This window comes from Flavobacterium sp. ALD4 (assembly GCF_002836475.1).
GTDB lineage: Bacteria > Bacteroidota > Bacteroidia > Flavobacteriales > Flavobacteriaceae > Flavobacterium.
Map to the genome: position 1 here is coordinate 455,924 of NZ_PJBJ01000023.1, position 19,613 is coordinate 475,536.

The window sequence follows — 19,613 nt, forward strand, 5'->3', positions numbered from 1 at the left end:
GAATAGGGTTTTATTTTAGGAAGTTAATCCGAATCATTTTATTTTTACCTGCAGCAATTGCAGTATGATTGTCTATAAACCGAATTGTAAACAGGCTCGAATCAGTAGCCAGTTGTTTCCAAGAATTCCCACTGTCATAGGAGTAATAAAGTCCGGATGCACCAACGCTAACTAATGATTTTCCGTTACTGTTCGGAACATATTGCACACAAGAAGCATATCCAAAACCTTGATTTTCCGCCATGAGTTCCCAAGTTTTACCTCCATCTTCAGTTCTAGCTTTGTTTCCGAAATTTTGATTCAGCGCTTCATAATCACCCCCTGCGATAAATCCATTTTTAGCATCATAAAAATCGGCGGTGAAGATACCGGCCATTGCTTTTCCTTGTACAATGGGAGTATCATATACTTCCCAAGTATTCCCCTTATCCGCCGAATAGAAGACTCTAGCTTTCTTACCTCCTGAAACAATCCAGGTTTTATTTCCCTTTATCACTATATTAGTATTGCTTGCAGCAAAAGCAGCTTCACCATCCATAATTTCCGGCAGTTTACCCGACGGGATTTTGTTCCATGAATTCCCTCCGTCCCTAGTTATGATAATCGAAAGGCAATCTGTTATGGGGTCACCCATCGCTATTCCTTCGTTTTTATTCCAAAATTTCATGCTGTCGTAAAAAACCTTTTCATTATTTTCCTCATACTCTAAGGTTATTTTTAAATCCTCCTTGGAAACCTTATAAAGCAAAGCCGGATTAGCCACGCTCAATAGAAAAACATTTGTTGTTGTTTGTGCAATACTTCTAAATTCCAACTGTAGGGTATCCTTAATGATTTTGCTTTCAAATTTTTTGTTTTTTTTCAAATCATAAAAACCAAATCTTGAATTATTCCCTGCATACCAAATTTTATTTCCATCAACGGTAATGGCTCTGATACTAATATTATCTTTAAATAGCGTGTCTATACTCACTGTTTTGAAAATAGTTTTATCACTACTTGAATTAGTATAAGAAGCTGTTTTACAACTATTAAAAAAAACAACTCCCAGTGCAATTAAAAAAATATTTCTCATTTTAACTCTTTTATTAGAAGCTAATTTACAATTTAATATAGTAATACCAAACGCTCTTAAAATTACTTGGCACAGTAATTGGATATTGAATTATTGTTAAACGTAAATACACATACTATGAAAACTAAACTATTATTATTAAGCCTGATGACCTCAGTTTTTATAGTGCAAGCGCAAGATAGAAACAGGGTTAGCGCCATGAACAATGAAATTAGCGATAATTTAGACTTGAGAGCCGTTGCTGATATTTTTGGAGATTCAAGAAATCTTCAGGAATTTGAAAGACAACTAAATGATCCTGAACTACAAATATCAAATTTAGATTTAAACAACGATAACGAAGTAGATTACTTACGGGTTATAGAGACTGTAGATAACAGAACCCATGTCGTGATAATACAATCTGTACTTGATCGCGATGTTTACCAAGATGTTGCAACAATCGAAATAGAAAAGGACAGATACAATAAGGTTCATGTACAAGTTGTGGGTAATGAATATATGTATGGTCAAAATTACATTTACGAACCCGTATATTATAATACACCAATAATTTACGCTTCTTTTTGGTCTTATAATTACAGACCGTATGTTTCAAACTGGTATTGGGATTATTACCCATCATACTATTATGCTTGGAATCCATTCCCCGTATATAGGTACAGGAATAATATCCAAATTAGCTTGAATATAAACAACAACTATAATTATGTCAATTATAGAAGAAGCAATCAAGCAGTTATACTTTACAATTCAAGACGTTCAAATGGCTATGAAAGACAATATCCCAACAATAATTTTTCGAGAAGAAACACTAATGTTTCAAATCGTTATGAATTAGAGCAAAGAAGAGGGAATCGAAATGAAATTGGTTATTATCAAAACAGAAACCGATCATCTAGAGTAGATAAAGCGCAAAGAGGAGGAAATCAAAGAGATATTTCTCAAAATAGAAACCAATCATCAAGAGAAAGTAACCAAAGAGGCTATGCTCAAAACAGAAGTACTCCTTCCAGAGAAAATACTTCTCAACGAGAAGGAAATCAAAGAGCCAATGCTCAAAACAGAAGTAATCCTTCACGAGAGACAGCTCCGGGAAGTAACAGACCACAAAGAGACTATGCACAAAACATATCAAACCCTTCAAGAGAAAATGCCCAACAAAGAACTGAAACGCAAAGAGACAATTCTCAGAACAGAGATAATTCTCCTAGAGAATCTGCTCCACAAAGAACTCAAACGCAAAGAAACAACTCTCAAGACAGAGCTAGCTCTTCTAGAGGAAGTGCACCACAAAGAACTCAAACGCAAAGAAGCAACTCTCAAGACAGAGTTAACTCTTCTAGAGAAAGTGCTCCACAAAGAACTCAAAATAAAAGAGGAAATTCTCAAAAGAGTGATGCACAGCGAACCGAATCAGGTAGAGACAATTCTTCCAGAGGAAACAATAGAAGATCTTAAAAACAATTAAATAAAATGGTTTTAAACACGGTCAATTGACCGTGTTTTTTTTATGCCCTTTTTCAAAATAAACAAGCTTACTTTATTTAAAAAGAGTAAATTTGACAAGTTTTTTAAAAGTACTACATGAGCACATCGCATAAAAACCTACATTCAAAATTATCATTAGGCGGATTACTGATTACATTGGGAATAATATATGGCGATATTGGAACATCCCCTTTATATGTTATGAAAGCCATTCTTGGTGAAAGTATAATTAATGCAGATATCGTTTTAGGGGGAATTTCAGCTGTCTTTTGGACTCTTACCCTACAGACTACCATCAAATACGTCATCATTACTTTAAGCGCAGACAATCATGGTGAGGGCGGAATCTTTGCTTTATATGCCTTAGTCAAAAAAACGAAAATTAAATGGTTAATAGTACCCGCCATTATTGGGGGTAGCGCATTGCTTGCAGACGGAATCATAACTCCTCCTATTTCTGTTTCGTCAGCAGTAGAAGGAATTAGAACCTATTACCCTCAAATAAACACAATCCCTATTGTCATCGGCATACTATTCGTGCTGTTTAGCATCCAGCAGTTCGGGACAAAATTAGTTGGGAAGTTTTTTGCACCTATGATGCTTATTTGGTTTAGTATGCTTGGCATCCTTGGCTTAATACAAGTCGCAAAACATCCTGAAGTTTTCAAAGCATTTAACCCGTACTATGCCTATCATCTATTATCGATACATCCGGATGGTTTTTTCGTGTTGGGTTTTGTATTTTTATGTACGACTGGAGCCGAAGCATTGTATTCGGACATGGGGCACTGTGGACGAAAAAACATTCGAATCAGTTGGATTTTTGTAAAAACCACTTTGGTATTAAATTATTTTGGACAAGCAGCCTATTTAATCCATCATGAAGGGGAATCCTTGACAACCTTGGGAGGACCAAATGGCAATCCGTTTTATTTGATCATGGCAGACTGGTTTCAGCCTGTGGGAATTGTAATTGCTACACTTGCTGCGGTTATAGCCTCTCAGGCACTTATTAGTGGCTCCTTTACATTGATAAATGAAGCGATGCGATTAAATTTTTGGCCAAAAGTAAAAATAGAATACCCCACCGAACTGAAAGGGCAATTATACATTCCTTCCATCAACTGGTTGTTATTTGTTGGATGTGTTGGCATAGTATTGCATTTTGAGGAATCGGGAAATATGGAACATGCCTATGGCCTAGCCATAATTTTATGCATGATAATGACCACTATTTTACTCAATTTCTACTTAATCATGAAAAGAGTGAAGTTATATATTATCATACCTATAATATCCACTTACCTATTGATTGAATTCAGTTTTTTAGTAGCAAATATCACGAAATTTTCTGAAGGCGGTTACGTAACATTGATCATTGCCCTCGCTTTAATCTCGATTATGACCATCTGGTATTTAGCTAAGAAAATCAATAAAAGTTACACGAAAATTGTAAAAATTGAAGATTATAAAAAAGTATTGACAGAATTAGGCGCTGACCTTTCAATTCCAAAATACGCCACCCACCTAGTTTATATGACTAATGCAAATCGTGTGGACGAAATTGAAGAAAAAGTGATGTATTCCATTTTACAAAAACGACCAAAAAGAGCGGATATATATTGGTTTGTTCATGTCAACATATTATCCGAACCTTACAAAACCGAATATAAAGTAACTGAAATCATTAAAGATGATTTATATCGTGTAGACTTTAATTTAGGATTTAGAGAACCTACTAAAATAAACCTGATGTTTAGGGAAGTAATCAGGGATATGGTAAAAAAAGGAGAGGTAGATATTACCAGCAGGTATGAATCTTTAAGCAAAAACAATATAATAGGTGATTTCAAATTTGTGCTGTCTGAAAAGTTTCTTTCAAATGACAGTGATTTAAGGTGGCATGAAAAAATAATCATGAACTCCTACTTCTTTATCAAGAAACTAAGTTTATCTGAAGAACGAGCATTTGGACTTGACAGCAGTTCTGTGAAAATAGAGAAATTCCCTATGGTGCTACATGCTCCTCAAAACATAGGTTTAACGCGAGTTAAATAATCATTCTCTACTGAAAATTTCAAAAACACCGCTTTAATAGCGGTGTTTTTTTTTATAAAAAAAATATAAAACCAACATTCATTATTTAAAATTTAACTTTTGATCAATTAATACTACCTTTGCACCTCAATTATTTAAAATGAGATTACACAGAAATTTAGTTTATACCACCATTGATTCCCTAAATGCAATATTTAACGAAGGGGAATATGCAGATAAAGTGGTTGCAAGAGCCTTAAAAAAAGACAAACGTTGGGGAAGCTCTGATAGAAAATTTGTTGCCGAAACCATCTATGAAGTAGTACGATGGAAAAGATTATATGCTGAAATTGCAGAAGTAAAGGAACCTTTCGACAGAGACAATCTTTGGAGAATGTTTGCTGTATGGGCCGTTTTAAGAGGCTATCCTATTCCGGATTGGCGCCAAATGGAGGGAACTCCTGAAAGAAAAATAAAAGGACGCTTTGATGAATTATCAAAAGTAAGAGCCTTAAAAGAATCTATTCCGGATTGGATGGACGAATTGGGAGTAAAAGAATTAGGAGAAAAGGTATGGGCTGCAGAAATAACGGCTCAAAACCAACCTGCAAAAGTAGTCCTTAGAGTAAACACACTTAAAACTACCAAAGAGGTTTTGAGAGCAATCCTAATGGATTTAAATATCGAAACAGATTATTTAAAAAGTCAACCTGATGCTTTAGTTTTAAAGGAAAGAGCCAATGTCTTTATGACAGATGCTTTCAAACAAGGTTTTTTTGAAGTTCAAGATGCCAATTCACAACTGGTTGCCGCTTTTCTTGATGTTAAGCCAGGAATGCGTGTAGTTGATACTTGTGCAGGTGCAGGTGGTAAAACATTGCATATGGCAGCTTTGATGGAAAACAAAGGGCTATTGATTGCTATGGATTTATATGAAAGTAAATTAAAGCAATTAAAAATAAGAGCTAAAAGAGATGGGGCATTTAATATCGAATACCGCATTATCGATTCTACAAAAGTAATTAAGAAACTGCATCAGAAAGCAGATCGTGTTCTAATCGATGCTCCATGTAGTGGTTTAGGGGTTCTAAAAAGAAATCCTGACGCAAAGTGGAAATTGAAACCTGAGTTTATCGATAACATGCGTAAGATACAGGCAGAAGTCTTAGAAAGTTATTCTAAAATTGTAAAACCAGGAGGAAAATTGGTTTACGCTACTTGCTCTATATTACCTTCTGAAAATCAAGAGCAAATTGCTCATTTCCTGACTACCGACATTGGAAAAGAATTCAATTTTGTTAAAGACCAAAAGATTCTAGCTTCAGAATCAGGTTTTGACGGTTTCTATATGGCATTGTTAGAAAGAAAAGAAGAAGAAATAAAAGTAAAAGAAATTAAAGAAGTAGAAGAAGTAAAATAAGAACATAGAAAACAGATTTAAAACTCCCATAGAGTTAAAAAAAATCCAAATTCCACTTATAACAATGTGATTAAATAAAAAACTCCAATTTCAAATTTGAAATTGGAGTTTTTTTATGATTTACAAAATTGAACTTTTTCAGTTGGATTTTGGAATATAATTTTTTTAAAATTTGATTTTTTAATCATTCATAGAGATTAAAAACTCTTCATTATTTTTAGTTTTTCTGAAACGGTCGTTTATAAAACTCATGGCTTCAACAGGATTCATATCTGCCAAGTATTTTCTCATAATCCACATTCTCTGTAAGGTTTGTTGATCCAATAATAAATCATCACGTCTTGTACTCGATGATGTCAAATCAATCGCAGGGAAGATACGTTTATTAGCAATTTTTCTATCCAATTGTAGTTCCATATTACCAGTACCTTTGAATTCTTCAAAAATCACTTCATCCATTTTCGAACCAGTTTCCGTCAATGCAGTTGCAATAATACTCAAAGACCCACCATTTTCAACATTACGGGCAGCTCCAAAGAATCGTTTAGGTTTTTGTAGCGCATTAGCATCTACACCACCACTCAATACTTTACCTGATGCCGGTTGTACCGTATTATATGCTCTAGCCAATCGCGTAATTGAATCTAAAAGAATCACTACATCATGACCACATTCCACTAATCTTTTTGCTTTTTCAAGAACGATATTAGCAATTTTAACATGTTCCTGAGGTTCTCTGTCAAAAGTAGAAGCAATCACTTCTCCACGCACGCTACGTTGCATATCTGTAACTTCTTCCGGACGCTCGTCTATCAATAAAACAATAAGATAAACTTCAGGATGATTAGCGGCAATTGCATTAGCAATTTCTTTCAGCAACATGGTTTTACCCGTTTTTGGCTGAGCGACAATCATACCACGTTGTCCTTTTCCTATTGGAGAAAACAAATCAATAATTCGCGTTGAAATAGTACTTTGTCTTGCTGCCAAATTAAATTTTTCTGATGGAAAAACAGGCGTTAAATGCTCGAATGAAACTCTATCACGAACAACCTGAGGATCATGTCCGTTTATTTTTAACACTTTTACTAATGGGAAAAACTTCTCTCCTTCTTTAGGAGGACGCACCACACCTTTAACAGTGTCTCCGGTTTTAAGTCCAAATAATCTGACTTGGGATGTTGATAAATAAATATCATCCGGTGACGCAAGGTAATTATAATCAGAAGAGCGCAGGAAACCATAACCATCGGCCATCATTTCAAGAACACCTTCACTTTCTATTATTCCGTCAAATTCAAAATCAGAATCCCTAAAATTACTTTTCTTACTTTTAAAATTTGGGTTTTGATTTTGCTTATTTAACTGATTTGGATTTACTTTTTTTACAGCAACTACTACTTCTTGGGTTGCAGTAGAATCACTCGCGACAGCCTCTTCATTTTCTTTGACTGATTCTTTTGCGACTTCCTTATCCTTTTTTAAAGCAACTTTCTTTTCGTAAGCTGATTTATTAAACTTAATAATCTTACCTACTTTTTTCTCTGCTACTGATGATTCATTTTCTGATTCCACTTCATTCACCGCTTCGACTTGAGAACTTACTTCAGCAGGAACCTCTACCTTCGCTTGCAGATCTGTATCCATGTAAGAGTCTTCATTATTGTAAATAGGACTGATTTTAGCTTTTTGAATGGCTGCCTTTTTAACGGGAACGATACGAGCCCTTTTAGGCTTATCATCCTCAACAAAGGATTCCGTTTTTAAATCTAAAGTTGGCTCAACTTTAGTCGTTTGATGCTCTAAAATCTGACCAATTAAGGTCTCCTTTTTTACACCGTTAAACTTTATGGTTTTAGCTGCTTTAGCTATAGCTTGAAGCTCAGAAAGCTTCATTTCTTTTAATGCAGAAATATCAAACATGAATGTTCTATTGGTTTAATTAATTTGGATAATACTAAAAAGATAGGTAGTAATTATTTATAATGAATTGACCGCAGTATGAAGTGCTTACGGTACTCTTATGCAATAATACGAATAAAATTTAATGATACAATAGTATTTTTAAAAAAGAAAATATATTTTTGTGACACAAATTTGATAAAATGATACACAGAATTCAGACGATATATTTATTTCTTGCTTTTGTAGTGACAGGAATCCTGCCTTTTTTATTTCCGCTATGGACAATGAACGACGGACATGATTATTTTTTTATGCAAAATCAGGTTTATGTTATTCTTTTGGGTTTGAGTACGACGCTTACCGTAGTGAGTGTTGTTTCCTATAAAAAAAGACAGAATCAATTTGTCATCGGCAGATTGAACATAATTTTAAATTTAATTTTATTGGGATTGTTTGTTTATCGTTCACTAAACGTATCTGGAGAAACAGTTCTTGTTTCTGAGAAAGGTATTGGGATGTTTCTACCTATTGTTGCTATCGTATTATTAGTTTTAGCTAATAAGGCCATCAAAAAGGATGAAGATCTTGTCAAATCTGTGGACAGATTGAGATAAACCCATAACATTAGTTTATTAGTGCGAAGGGAACCCGAATGAAAATTCGGGTTTTTTTATGTTTATCAGTGAGGACAAGACAATAAAACGGTTTAAAACTATTATTGTCCTTTTTTTTTATAATTTTGATCTAACACACCACACCATGAAAGACAAAATACGAATACACCTTGCAGATGACCATCAAGTACTGATAGACGGTATGCGCACGTTGTTAAATACGGTCTCCAATTTTGAGGTGGTCGGGTTTTCCTTAGACGGCAACACTCTTTATGATGATGTGACAAACAATAAGGCAAACATTCTTATTCTTGACATTAGTATGCCAAAAAAAGACGGAATAGCGGTAATTAAAGAGTTCGCCAAAAAAGGATACCCCTGCAGGGTCATTATCCTTTCTAGTTATGATGACTTAAAGATTATCCAGGAAGTCATGAAATTAGGAGTGAGTGGTTATTTAACAAAACAATGTGCCGGAGAAAATATTGTGGAAGCGATTCTGGCTGTAACTAACGGAGAAGAATATTTCTGCAATACGGTCAGAGAAAAAATATTTACTACCGCTACAAAAGACAATTCAAAATTAAATAAGCAAAACTCTATCATAAATTCCATCTTAACCGGCAGAGAAGTTGAAATCATCATTTTAATTGCATTAGAACATAGCGGGAAAGAGATCAGTGAAAAATTGTTTATCAGCACTAACACCGTAGAAACGCACCGTAAAAATATCATGAAAAAGCTAAAAGCAAAGAACACCATCAGTTTGGTTAAATTTGCTATAAAAAATAAATTGATTAAATCATAAGCCTAAAAATATCCTTATCCGGCTCAATGGAAAATCGTTCCTGATCATTCGCTTTAAAAATTAAAAAAGACACTAACAGCTACCCTCTTCTATGTTTAAAATCCGATTCTTGTTATTGTTGTTCTCGTTAACTCTTTTTTGCAACCCTATATTTTCTCAAAACCAAATACCTTCCAAAAAAGAAATTTCAGAAATGATAAAGGAAGCTACCAATCTCATGAAGGCGGGTAAATTTGAAAAATCTTTAATAAAATCAAGAATTGCTTTAAAATTTGCAATTGCAATCAAAGACGGCAATAGCATCGCTACTTGTTATAATACAATTGCAGCAACCTTTGATGAACTAAGTGAAACTGACAAAGCTTTCTTCTACTATCAAAAAGGACTTGTGTATGCAAACAGAACCACCAACGACAAACTAAAAAACTGGCTCTATAACAACTTAGGAAACATCTATTGTTTTGATAAAAAGGAGTACGAAAGAGGGATTCAATATTATAAAAAATCATTAGAATACAGCACGAAAACACATGATACTACCCAAATTGTTTTAACAAAACTAAACATAGCTTGGGCTTACTTTGATATTGCTAAGTTTAATAAAGGGTTACCCTATCTCAACTTTATTAATAAATACCACCCACAATTTGGCGATGAATCGACTATCGTTGCCTTAAACATGCTTAATGGGATGTATCACTGCTACAAAAATGAACCTAAAAAAGCTACTTTATTCTTTGAAACCGCCATCAAACAAGGAAATAAAGGAGATGAAAAATCAGACTTATCATTTACACATCAAGAATACTCCAAGTTTTTATTAAAAAATGGCGATTATAAAAAAGCATATCAACATTTAGCAGCCTATAATGCTATCACTACAGAACTTAATTCTGAAGAAAAATTAAAAAAAATTAACGTTGCCGGAATTAATCTAGAATTAGATGAATATAAAAGAGAGGTCGATGTTATCGAAACAAAATACAAAACGAAACAACAGGTGCTTTTAGAAACGCAGTCCAAAAACAAACAAATAAGCGTTATTATTATCTCATTATTACTCTTAATCATTATCCTTTTCTACTTTTTCTTTCAAAACACGAAACTGAAACAAAAAAACAAACTCAAAGACATACAGAGCAAAATTCAGGAAAATATTATCAATGCCTCTGTCGATGGTCAGGAAATGGAACGAAAAAAAATTGCGAATTTCTTGCATGATAACATAAGCGCTTTACTTTCATCTGCTGGTTTACATTTGAGCGTCTTTAGCTCGAAAAATCAGATAGAGTCAGAAGAAATAGGAAAAACAAAAGCCATTTTAAAAGAAGCGCATGACAAGGTGCGAGATTTGTCCCATGAACTTTTACCATCACTATTATCTCGTTTCGGACTGTTTTATGCTCTTAATGATTTGTGCGAGAAAAACTCAAATTCCCATATTCACTTTGAATACTCAAGCAACATAGATGAAAAAACACGTTACAATAGTGAATTCGAAATGAAAATGTACTTTATAGTAATGGAACTGCTCAATAACGTCATTAAACATAGTGGCGCCGAAAACACAACGCTTAGTTTACAGGAAGTAGAAGATCAATTACTGATTCACGTATGGGATAATGGAGCGGGCTTCGACACCAGTGAATATAATACTATTGAAGGCTTCGGACTGAATCAAATATATGCCCGAATAAACAATATGAAAGGACAACTAGTTGTACAGTCCAAGCTAAATTCTGGGACATCAATACATATAAAAGTACCTATTTCGCATACGGCGTAGTTATACGCGTTTTTCAATTTCGATAATTTCTAAATCTTTTATTTTGTCGCCCTCAATCACAAAACGCAGCATAGTGCGAACCTGATGAAATCCGCTTTTACCGCAAGCGCCGGGGTTCATATGAAGTAAATCGTGTTTCTTATCGAATATCACCTTCAAAATATGTGAATGCCCACAAATAAATAATTTGGGTGGATTTGCAGCCATCTCTGCTTTAATAGCAGAACTATACTTCCCCGGATAACCACCAATATGCGTAATCCAGACATCGACCCCTTCACACATAAAACGATTGTGCAACGGAAACTCTAAACGCGCTGTGGCGTCATCTATGTTCCCATAAACCGCACGCAACGGCTTTACTTTTTTTAAAGTATCGGTTACGGCTAAATCTCCAATATCACCGGCATGCCAAACCTCGTCAGCCAAAGCGACGTACTTTAATATGGTATCGTCAATATGACTGTGTGTATCAGAAAGCAATAGGATTTTTTTACTCAAAATTATATGTTTTTTTAGGTGTTAGTGAACCGAGCCTACGACCGGAGGAAACAACCTTAGATATTATTTTTTAAGGAGCGCTATCAAACTATTCATTTCATTCTTTATATTTAAAAAAAAACATAAAGGCTATTCATTGTTATCTAGGCTAGGACTTTTGGCAAAATTAGACATTCCGATTCCAAATAAAAAATAAGTTTCAGCCCAAAAACAATATGCCTTTGCCTCTACTTGAAAAAAATTAAATAAGTATCTTTGCTATTTTAAATGTGTAAACGCGATTTCCTTCAGTTCAATTTGATTCTGACATATAAGAGAGGGAAATCTGAAAGTTCAAATGAGGTATTTTATAAAATTAGCATATAACGGAACCCTTTATCACGGCTGGCAATACCAACCGAATGCCTCGTCAGTTCAAGAAACGATGAACAAGGCTGTTTCTACGTTGCTCAACTCAGAAATCAGCATTATGGGAGCCGGACGCACAGATACTGGTGTTCATGCTAAGGAAATGTATGCCCATTTTGATTTTGAAACCCCTTTTGATACTCCAACTTTGGTTCATAAACTCAATTCTTTTTTACCGAAAGACATTGCGGTTTATGATATTATCGCAGTTCCAGATGAAGCCCATGCCCGTTTTGATGCTTTAAAGAGAACTTATGAATACCACATCAATATTTTTAAGGATCCATTTTTGCAAGAGCAAAGTTGGTACTTTCATCAAAAATTAGATGTTGTATTGATGAATGAAGCAGCGAAACTGCTGTTTAACCATATTGATTTTCAATGTTTCTCCAAGGTAAACACGGATGTAAACACTTTTGATTGCACGATTTTTGAAGCCAGTTGGAAACAAAATAGCAACCAGCTCGTTTTTACGATTTCGGCTAATCGTTTTTTGAGAAACATGGTCCGTTCTATTGTGGGAACGCTTGTGAACGTAGGACTTAATAAGATTACACTTGATGATTTTAATACCATTATAGTAAATAAAAATAGAGATAAAGCTGGGTTTTCAGTACCAGCACATGGTTTGTATCTGACTGAAATAGAATACGATTATATTAGCTCATAATAGAAAATCCTTAGTACATAGAGATTAATACTTAGCACCTAGGACTTTAAAATAAATACATCCATAGCCCTGATGGCAATGGAAATCCTTGAGCGCCGGGGTTCGGCGGTCAAGATTGTAATGAACAGCAGGATTAAGCTCCTAAAAAAACTGAACTAAATTCAGCTTAAAAAAAATGAAAGCAAAAGCATTCGACACCCGATTATTCAAACGAATATTACAATATACTAAACCGTATCAATGGCGTTTTAACGGCGTAATTGTGTTTGCCATATCCTTATCTGTATTTGCAGCATTGCGCCCGTATTTACTGAAGCAAACCGTAGACGGATACATCCAAACGCAGGATGCCAAAGGCTTATTATTCTATATCACCTTGATGGGTGTTGTGCTATTGTGTGAAGTATTCTCCCAGTTTTACTTTGTTTTTTGGGCAAACTGGTTGGGACAAGACATCGTGAAAGACATTCGAATCAAATTATTCAAACATATACTAAGTTTTAGGATGAAATATTTTGACCTGGTACCAGTAGGTCAACTGGTAACCCGGTCCGTATCAGATATTGAGTCTATTGCGCGTATTTTCAGCCAGGGACTGTTTATGATCATCAGTGACTTAATGAAAATGGTAGTCGTACTGTGCTTCATGTTCTACATGAACTGGCAACTGACTTGGATTGTGATTGTTGCAATGCCTGTTTTAGTATTTATCACCCGAATATTTCAACGCAAGATGCAAGTGGCTTTTGAGGATGTTAGAAACCAAATTTCAAACATGAATTCCTTTGTGCAAGAACGCGTGACTGGAATAAAGATTTTACAGTTGTTTAACAGAGAAGAAACTGAAGCCGAAAAATTCAAAGAAATCAACGATAAGCATAAAAAAGCGTGGATCAAAACAATCCTTTACAACTCCATTTTCTTTCCCATTGCCGATATCATCTCCTCGCTGACCCTTGGTTTTATTATCTTTTATGGCGGAATCAAGATTCTGAATGGTGATAATTTTACCACTTTTGGAGATTTATTTTCCTATACCATGTTTATAGCGATGTTATTTAATCCATTACGCCAGATCGCTGATAAATTCAATGAGATGCAGTTAGGAATGATTGCCGCCAACCGTGTTTTTGCCATTATCGATACCGAAGACCAGATTCAGGATACAGGAAAAGTTGAAGCACCCCTTTTCCGTGGAGATCTTCATTTCAAAGACGTACATTTCAGCTACATCCCTGATGAAGAGGTGATAAAAGGAATCGATTTAAATGTAAATGCGGGAGACACTATCGCGATTGTGGGATCTACAGGTGCTGGAAAATCTACTATTATCAATTTGTTGAACCGTTTTTACGAGATTGATAGCGGTACCATTTGCATCGACAACGAAAATATTGAAAACTACACCTTGGGTTCACTGCGTCAGCAAATCGCGGTAGTACTACAAGATGTATTCCTATTTGCGGATACCATTTTCAACAACATTACATTAAACAACCCTAAGATCACAAGAGAAGATGTTTTGGCTGCCGCCAAGGAAATTGGGGTGCATGACTTTATCATGAATTTGCCGGATAACTATGACTTTGATGTAAAGGAACGTGGCGTTATGCTGTCTTCCGGACAACGTCAATTGATTGCTTTCTTGAGAGCCTATGTCAGCAACCCGAGTATTCTTATTCTGGATGAAGCGACATCTTCGATTGACTCGTATTCTGAAGAATTGATTCAACGTGCCACCGAAACCATAACCCAAGGAAGAACCTCGATTGTGATTGCCCACAGACTGGCAACCATTATCAATGCTGATAAAATTGTAGTCATGAACAAGGGATTAATTGTGGAACAAGGAACACATCAAGAACTAATCAATAAAGAAAACGGCTATTATAAGAATCTGTATGATTCTCAATTTTCAGTCGCTAATTAGTTTAGGGTGTTGAGTGATGGGTTTTGAATTATGAGAAGTAATTAACTTATATTTAAAATCATCGTAAAAGATTATAAATTAAAGAACAGAAGGGTTTAGCTTTTTACTTAAAGTTGAACCCTTTTTTATATAAATATTTAAAACTGATTGAGGATTAGTACTGGTTCATTGACTTTTCATAATTCACTTCTCACTACTCACGATTCACTACTCACCTTTCCCTTCTCACTTTTCCATTCTCACTTTTACCTAGCTTCACCCCCTTGTTTTACCCCACTATCCTTTTCTCAAACACCACCTAAGCATAACTTTTTCAAACTTTAAAACTTTGTTACTCCTAATGTTTCCCAAAACAGAATAAATCCTTAAATTCGCACAATCAATTAATTTAGAAAAACTTGTAAAAATGAAATACGATATCATTGTTTTAGGAAGTGGACCAGGCGGATATGTTAGTGCTATTAGAGCATCGCAATTAGGCTTTAAAGTAGCTGTGATTGAAAAAGAAAGCTTAGGTGGTGTTTGCTTGAACTGGGGCTGTATCCCAACCAAAGCATTACTAAAATCAGCTCAGGTTTTTGATTATCTAAAACACGCTTCTGATTATGGGTTGACTGTTTCCTCATTTGACAAAGATTTCCCTGCAGTAGTACAACGCAGTAGAACAATCGCTGCAGACATGAGCAAAGGAGTTCAGTTCTTGATGAAAAAAAATAAAATCGACGTAATTATTGGTGTTGGAAAATTAAAACCTGGAAAAAAACTAGATGTTACTGACGAAAACAATAAAGTTACAGAATACAGCGCAGACCATATTATAATTGCTACTGGAGCTCGCTCCCGTGAATTACCTAACCTACCACAAGATGGTGAAAAAGTAATTGGTTACCGTAAAGCGATGACCCTACCAAGTCAACCAAAATCAATGATTATTGTAGGTTCTGGAGCCATAGGTGTTGAGTTTGCACATTTTTATAATGCAATGGGAACAGAAGTCACAGTTGTTGAATATATGCCAAACATTGTTCCTATTGAAGACGAAGATATTTCGAAACAAATGGAGCGTTCCATGAAAAAAGCGGGAGTAAAAATTATGACCAACTCTTCTGTTGAGAAAATTGATACTTCAGGAAAAGGAGTAAAAGCATTTGTAAAAACAGCCAAAGGAGAAGTAATCCTAGAAGCGGACATGCTGCTTTCTGCTGTTGGAATCAAAACTAATATTGAAAATATTGGTCTAGAAGAAGTAGGAATTGCTACAGATAAAGATAAGATTCTTGTAAATGAGTATTACAAAACAAACATACCAGGCTACTACGCAATCGGTGATGTTACGCCAGGACAGTCATTAGCTCACGTCGCTTCTGCTGAAGGAATCAACTGCGTTGAGAAAATTGCGGGAATACATGTAGAGCCTATCGATTATGGAAATGTACCAGGTTGTACGTATGCTACTCCAGAAATTGCGTCTGTTGGTTTAACTGAAAAACAAGCGAGAGAAAAAGGATACGAATTAAAAATTGGTAAATTTCCGTTCTCTGCATCAGGAAAAGCAAAGACTTCTGGAACACCAGATGGTTTTGTAAAAGTAATTTTTGATGCTAAATATGGTGAATGGTTAGGATGTCACATGATAGGTGCCGGAGTTACAGATATGATTGCTGAGGCAATTGTAGCCCGTAAACTGGAAACTACAGGACACGAAATCCTAAAATCGATTCACCCCCACCCTACCATGAGTGAAGCTGTGATGGAAGCGGTTGCTGATGCTTATGGCGAAGTGATACACTTGTAAAACAATCAACATGTAAAGACGCTCTGAAGTACATCTTTACAGTAATTACATCAATCCGATTTGTGAAAGCAAGTCGGATTTTTTTATGGGCGTGCCCCAGCTTCCACTCCGTTGCAGCAGCGTCAGGCTGTACGTTGCAATCTTTTATTTCACTACGTTACATAAAAGGATTTCCACTGCTATCCTTCACGCGAGCACCGCAAATCACTTATATTTTCACCACTCACTTTTCATACTCTCTTTTTCTTATCTTTAGTACCAAGAAATCAGCACAATATGAACTGGACCGCCAAACCCATCGTACACAAAACGGAAAAACGCATAGCCGTCTATTTTGAAAAAAATGCCGACCTAATTGCACGTATCAAACAAATAGACGGAGCAAGATGGAGCCAACAAAAAGTACTGTGGCATATTCCTGACACTATAGAAAACAGAGAACGTTTCAACATAATGCCACTCTCCCACTCCTTGCCCTCAGATGAAGGAATAGCGCAAATAGAGAAATTCAAGCAATGGATGCGATCCAGACGCTATAGCGAAAGCACTATTGCAACTTATAGCGATGCCTTGAAATCTTTTCTTGTTTTCTATCGTGAAAAACCAGTTGCCGAAATCACAAATGAAGATGTGATTATATACAATAACGACTATATATTGAAGAACAAGCTTTCGGCTTCGTTTCAGAATCAAGTTGTCAATGCTATAAAGCTGTTTTTTATGACAGTCAGAGCAACAAAAATCAATATTGACAAGATTCACCGTCCCAAACGAGCCAAAGTTTTACCAAACGTTTTGAGCAAAGAAGAAATAAAGTTGATCTTGGATGCTCACAGCAACATCAAACACAAAATGATGCTTTCGTTGATTTATTCCTGTGGGTTGCGTTGTGGCGAATTGCTGGCACTTGAGCCTGTTCATATCGACTCAAAAAGGAACATAGTATTACTCAAAAACTCCAAAGGAAAAAAGGATAGGATTGTGCCCTTAAGTCCAAAGATATTAGAAATGCTGCGTGATTATTATAAAGTATACAAACCCACGGTTTACTTATTTGAAGGTCGAACAACCGGCCTGCAATATGATGCTCGAAGTTTACAGCTAATAATAAAACAAGCATTACAAAAAACAGGAATTACAAAGCCTGTCACTTTACATTGGTTGCGGCATAGTTATGCAACTCATCTACTAGAAAGCGGCACTGATTTGCGCTATATTCAAGAATTATTAGGACATAACAGCAGTAAAACTACTGAAATATACACTCACGTTAGTACGAAAAGCCTGCAACAAATAAAAAGTCCGTTTGATGATTTGTAAGAAATAAAGTAATATATTTGATTGGACAAAACGAAACAAAACTTCGTATATACAGCCAAAAAAGGGTAGATTGGCGAAGTTTTATTTCGCCTATATACAAGTTAGCATTAAGCTTAACCCACATCGTCTAGTTCCGCAAGTTCAGAAAGTTGCGATTTAACTTCCTCCTCTGCTTTTTCTTTTAGCGACTTCGCTTCTTTTTCTATAGAATCAGCAATGGCAAACATTATTTCTTTTCTATTAAGGTTTAAGTAAGAAACGAAATGTTTTTTAAATATATCTTTATCTAATCTTAATTGGTCGCTACAACCGCTATCTCCATAAGTACCCATCCAAGAAGAAAACCATATTTCTATTTTTCCAAAAGCAGAAAACCTATCGTCGCTGTTAAAAGAATATCCTGTTTTATCGTATGTTTTACGACTTTCTTCCCATTTTGGTATTTTTACATTAAATAATGTTCTAATCTGAGATACATTTTCTCTTAATTTTTTAATTTCTTCAAATGCTTTCATAATTTTGTTTGTGTTAATAAAGCCAGATGCTAACATACGTTAACCGCTATTCAGGCTTTAGGTTAAATTTAATTACTGTTTTGTGTTTGTAAGTCTAGTCATCATCCGAAAGTTCAGTCCTTACTTTTCCTGAACATCGGTTAGCGTTTCTGCGTTACTGTCTAGTTATGCCAAAATTACGTAGATGGAAACTAGTAACAAACAAGAATTTGTTTACGCCGAAAATTCAAATCAGAGGCTTGAAAATTGAAGTTTTAAGTCCGAAACGTAAAAGTTGGATTTTGCCAACAGAAACGTGAAAAATTTTGTTTAGAATTATAAGCCGAAAATAAAATATAAAAAGTAAAAGATACGAACCGAAAATGACTGACCAAAAAATAACATTAAAATATGTTTTAACATTAATAATCGTTGTCTTTATTACTTGGATTATCCACGAGTTTGCACATTGGCTGACTAATGAATCTTTGGGATATGAAACTATAATGCGATTAAACGGAACATCAACAATAAAAGGTAAAAATCCAACAGATCTGCATAATATTATTTCATCCTCCGCAGGACCAATTATAACAATAATCCAAGGGTTAGTTGCCTATGTTTTATTAAAATTTCGGAACTGGAATAAATGCATCTATGCGTTTTTATTCACGGCTTTTTTTATGCGATTTTTAGCGAGCTTAATGAATTTCATAATGCTTAATGATGAAGGTAGAATAAGTGTATACTTGAAATTGGGAATTTTCACTTTGCCAATAATTGTGAGCGGAATTTTGTTTTATATGGTTTATAAAATATCGAGGAAATACAATCTCAAATGGAAATTTCATATTTTAACAAGCGTGATATTACTAATTGCTGTTACTGGATTAATATTTATCGACCAATATTTTAAAATAAGAATTTTGTAATTAACACTAAACAAAAGCCAATGCACAAGCCATTTGTATTTAACAAATTAGGTGCGTAAACAACGTAACTAATCATATACAAAAACCTTTAGTGGGTAGTTATGCCGAACACAGATAAAAATATCATAAAACAAGCATTTTTTTTTGCCTAAAATTTCAAAGCGGTAACTTGAAAAATTCTGGGCTGAAATTATAAATCGAAAATAACACGTTGAAAATAACGAACTGAAAATCAAAAATGTAAAAGTTAGATTTTGTCAACAGAAACGTGAAAATTTGCAGTTTCATTATAATTACGATAAAATAACCAGTCAGTAACAGCCATTTTGAGCTAGCTGGAATTTAGTGGAATTACCGTTTCGCATCAAGTTTTCTTTAAGTCTGAAAACTGAGCGGTTACGAACTTCCAGCCATCTCGAAGTGGCAA

At 35.0% G+C, this 19,613-nt stretch carries 15 protein-coding genes; 11 read left to right on the plus strand and 4 right to left on the minus strand.

Annotated elements, in window-relative coordinates; translation table 11 throughout:
* Positions 1 to 10 precede the first annotated feature (10 nt).
* Complete coding sequence (locus CXF59_RS04420) at positions 11 to 1,075, minus strand: oxidoreductase (RefSeq protein WP_101136481.1); 1,065 nt, start codon at positions 1,073 to 1,075, stop codon at positions 11 to 13.
* A 117-nt stretch (positions 1,076 to 1,192) separates the two neighbouring features.
* Between CXF59_RS04420 and CXF59_RS04425 the strand changes: the two genes are divergently transcribed.
* The 3 genes from CXF59_RS04425 (at position 1,193) to CXF59_RS04435 (ending at position 6,023) form a co-directional block, all read left to right on the plus strand.
* The gene (locus CXF59_RS04425; protein WP_101136482.1) at positions 1,193 to 2,536 is read left to right on the plus strand and encodes a hypothetical protein; all 1,344 of its coding nucleotides are present in this window, start codon (positions 1,193 to 1,195) and stop codon (positions 2,534 to 2,536) included.
* Between the two features lie 126 nt (positions 2,537 to 2,662).
* Complete coding sequence (locus CXF59_RS04430; RefSeq protein WP_101136483.1) at positions 2,663 to 4,624, plus strand: KUP/HAK/KT family potassium transporter; 1,962 nt, start codon at positions 2,663 to 2,665, stop codon at positions 4,622 to 4,624.
* Between the two features lie 139 nt (positions 4,625 to 4,763).
* Positions 4,764 to 6,023 (plus strand): RsmB/NOP family class I SAM-dependent RNA methyltransferase, encoded by a 1,260-nt coding sequence (locus CXF59_RS04435; RefSeq protein WP_101136484.1) that lies wholly within the window; start codon positions 4,764 to 4,766, stop codon positions 6,021 to 6,023.
* Between the two features lie 180 nt (positions 6,024 to 6,203).
* Here the strand turns inward: CXF59_RS04435 and rho are convergent, their stop codons facing one another.
* The gene (gene rho / locus CXF59_RS04440) at positions 6,204 to 7,946 is read right to left on the minus strand and encodes a transcription termination factor Rho (protein WP_101136485.1); all 1,743 of its coding nucleotides are present in this window, start codon (positions 7,944 to 7,946) and stop codon (positions 6,204 to 6,206) included.
* A 182-nt stretch (positions 7,947 to 8,128) separates the two neighbouring features.
* On the opposite strand from rho, the gene CXF59_RS04445 reads away from it, so the two are divergent.
* The 3 genes from CXF59_RS04445 to CXF59_RS04455 all read left to right on the plus strand — a co-directional run bounded on the left by CXF59_RS04445 (position 8,129) and on the right by CXF59_RS04455 (position 11,136).
* On the plus strand, positions 8,129 to 8,542 hold the full coding sequence (locus tag CXF59_RS04445; protein ID WP_101136486.1) for a DUF4293 domain-containing protein: 414 nt from the start codon (positions 8,129 to 8,131) through the stop codon (positions 8,540 to 8,542).
* Between the two features lie 145 nt (positions 8,543 to 8,687).
* Positions 8,688 to 9,350, plus strand: coding sequence for a response regulator transcription factor (locus CXF59_RS04450; protein WP_101136487.1), 663 nt, complete (start codon positions 8,688 to 8,690; stop codon positions 9,348 to 9,350).
* A gap of 193 nt (positions 9,351 to 9,543) precedes the next feature.
* Entirely contained in the window at positions 9,544 to 11,136 is a 1,593-nt protein-coding gene (locus tag CXF59_RS04455; protein WP_232758645.1) for a tetratricopeptide repeat-containing sensor histidine kinase, read from the plus strand.
* On the opposite strand, the gene CXF59_RS04460 is transcribed toward CXF59_RS04455, so the two are convergent.
* Positions 11,137 to 11,637 carry a metallophosphoesterase gene (locus CXF59_RS04460; protein ID WP_101136489.1) on the minus strand — a complete coding sequence of 167 codons (501 nt, stop codon included), beginning with the start codon at positions 11,635 to 11,637 and terminating at the stop codon, positions 11,137 to 11,139.
* 337 nt (positions 11,638 to 11,974) lie between these two features.
* Here CXF59_RS04460 and truA point away from each other — a divergent pair, with 337 nt between their 5' ends.
* The 4 genes from truA (at position 11,975) to xerA (ending at position 17,760) form a co-directional block, all read left to right on the plus strand.
* The gene (gene truA / locus CXF59_RS04465; RefSeq protein ID WP_101136490.1) at positions 11,975 to 12,715 is read left to right on the plus strand and encodes a tRNA pseudouridine(38-40) synthase TruA; all 741 of its coding nucleotides are present in this window, start codon (positions 11,975 to 11,977) and stop codon (positions 12,713 to 12,715) included.
* 175 nt (positions 12,716 to 12,890) lie between these two features.
* A complete protein-coding gene (locus tag CXF59_RS04470; protein ID WP_101136491.1) occupies positions 12,891 to 14,645 on the plus strand; it encodes an ABC transporter ATP-binding protein in 1,755 nt (584 codons plus the stop codon).
* 406 nt (positions 14,646 to 15,051) lie between these two features.
* Positions 15,052 to 16,440 carry a dihydrolipoyl dehydrogenase gene (gene lpdA, locus CXF59_RS04475; protein WP_101136492.1) on the plus strand — a complete coding sequence of 463 codons (1,389 nt, stop codon included), beginning with the start codon at positions 15,052 to 15,054 and terminating at the stop codon, positions 16,438 to 16,440.
* Between the two features lie 276 nt (positions 16,441 to 16,716).
* Positions 16,717 to 17,760: a site-specific tyrosine recombinase/integron integrase gene (xerA, locus tag CXF59_RS04480; protein ID WP_101136493.1), complete on the plus strand. Its 1,044-nt coding sequence runs from the start codon at positions 16,717 to 16,719 to the stop codon at positions 17,758 to 17,760.
* Between the two features lie 113 nt (positions 17,761 to 17,873).
* Here the strand turns inward: xerA and CXF59_RS04485 are convergent, their stop codons facing one another.
* Entirely contained in the window at positions 17,874 to 18,275 is a 402-nt protein-coding gene (locus tag CXF59_RS04485; RefSeq protein ID WP_157824517.1) for a hypothetical protein, read from the minus strand.
* Positions 18,276 to 18,637: 362 nt separating this feature from the next.
* Here CXF59_RS04485 and CXF59_RS04490 point away from each other — a divergent pair, with 362 nt between their 5' ends.
* Positions 18,638 to 19,186, plus strand: coding sequence for a hypothetical protein (locus tag CXF59_RS04490; protein WP_101136495.1), 549 nt, complete (start codon positions 18,638 to 18,640; stop codon positions 19,184 to 19,186).
* Positions 19,187 to 19,613 lie beyond the last annotated feature (427 nt).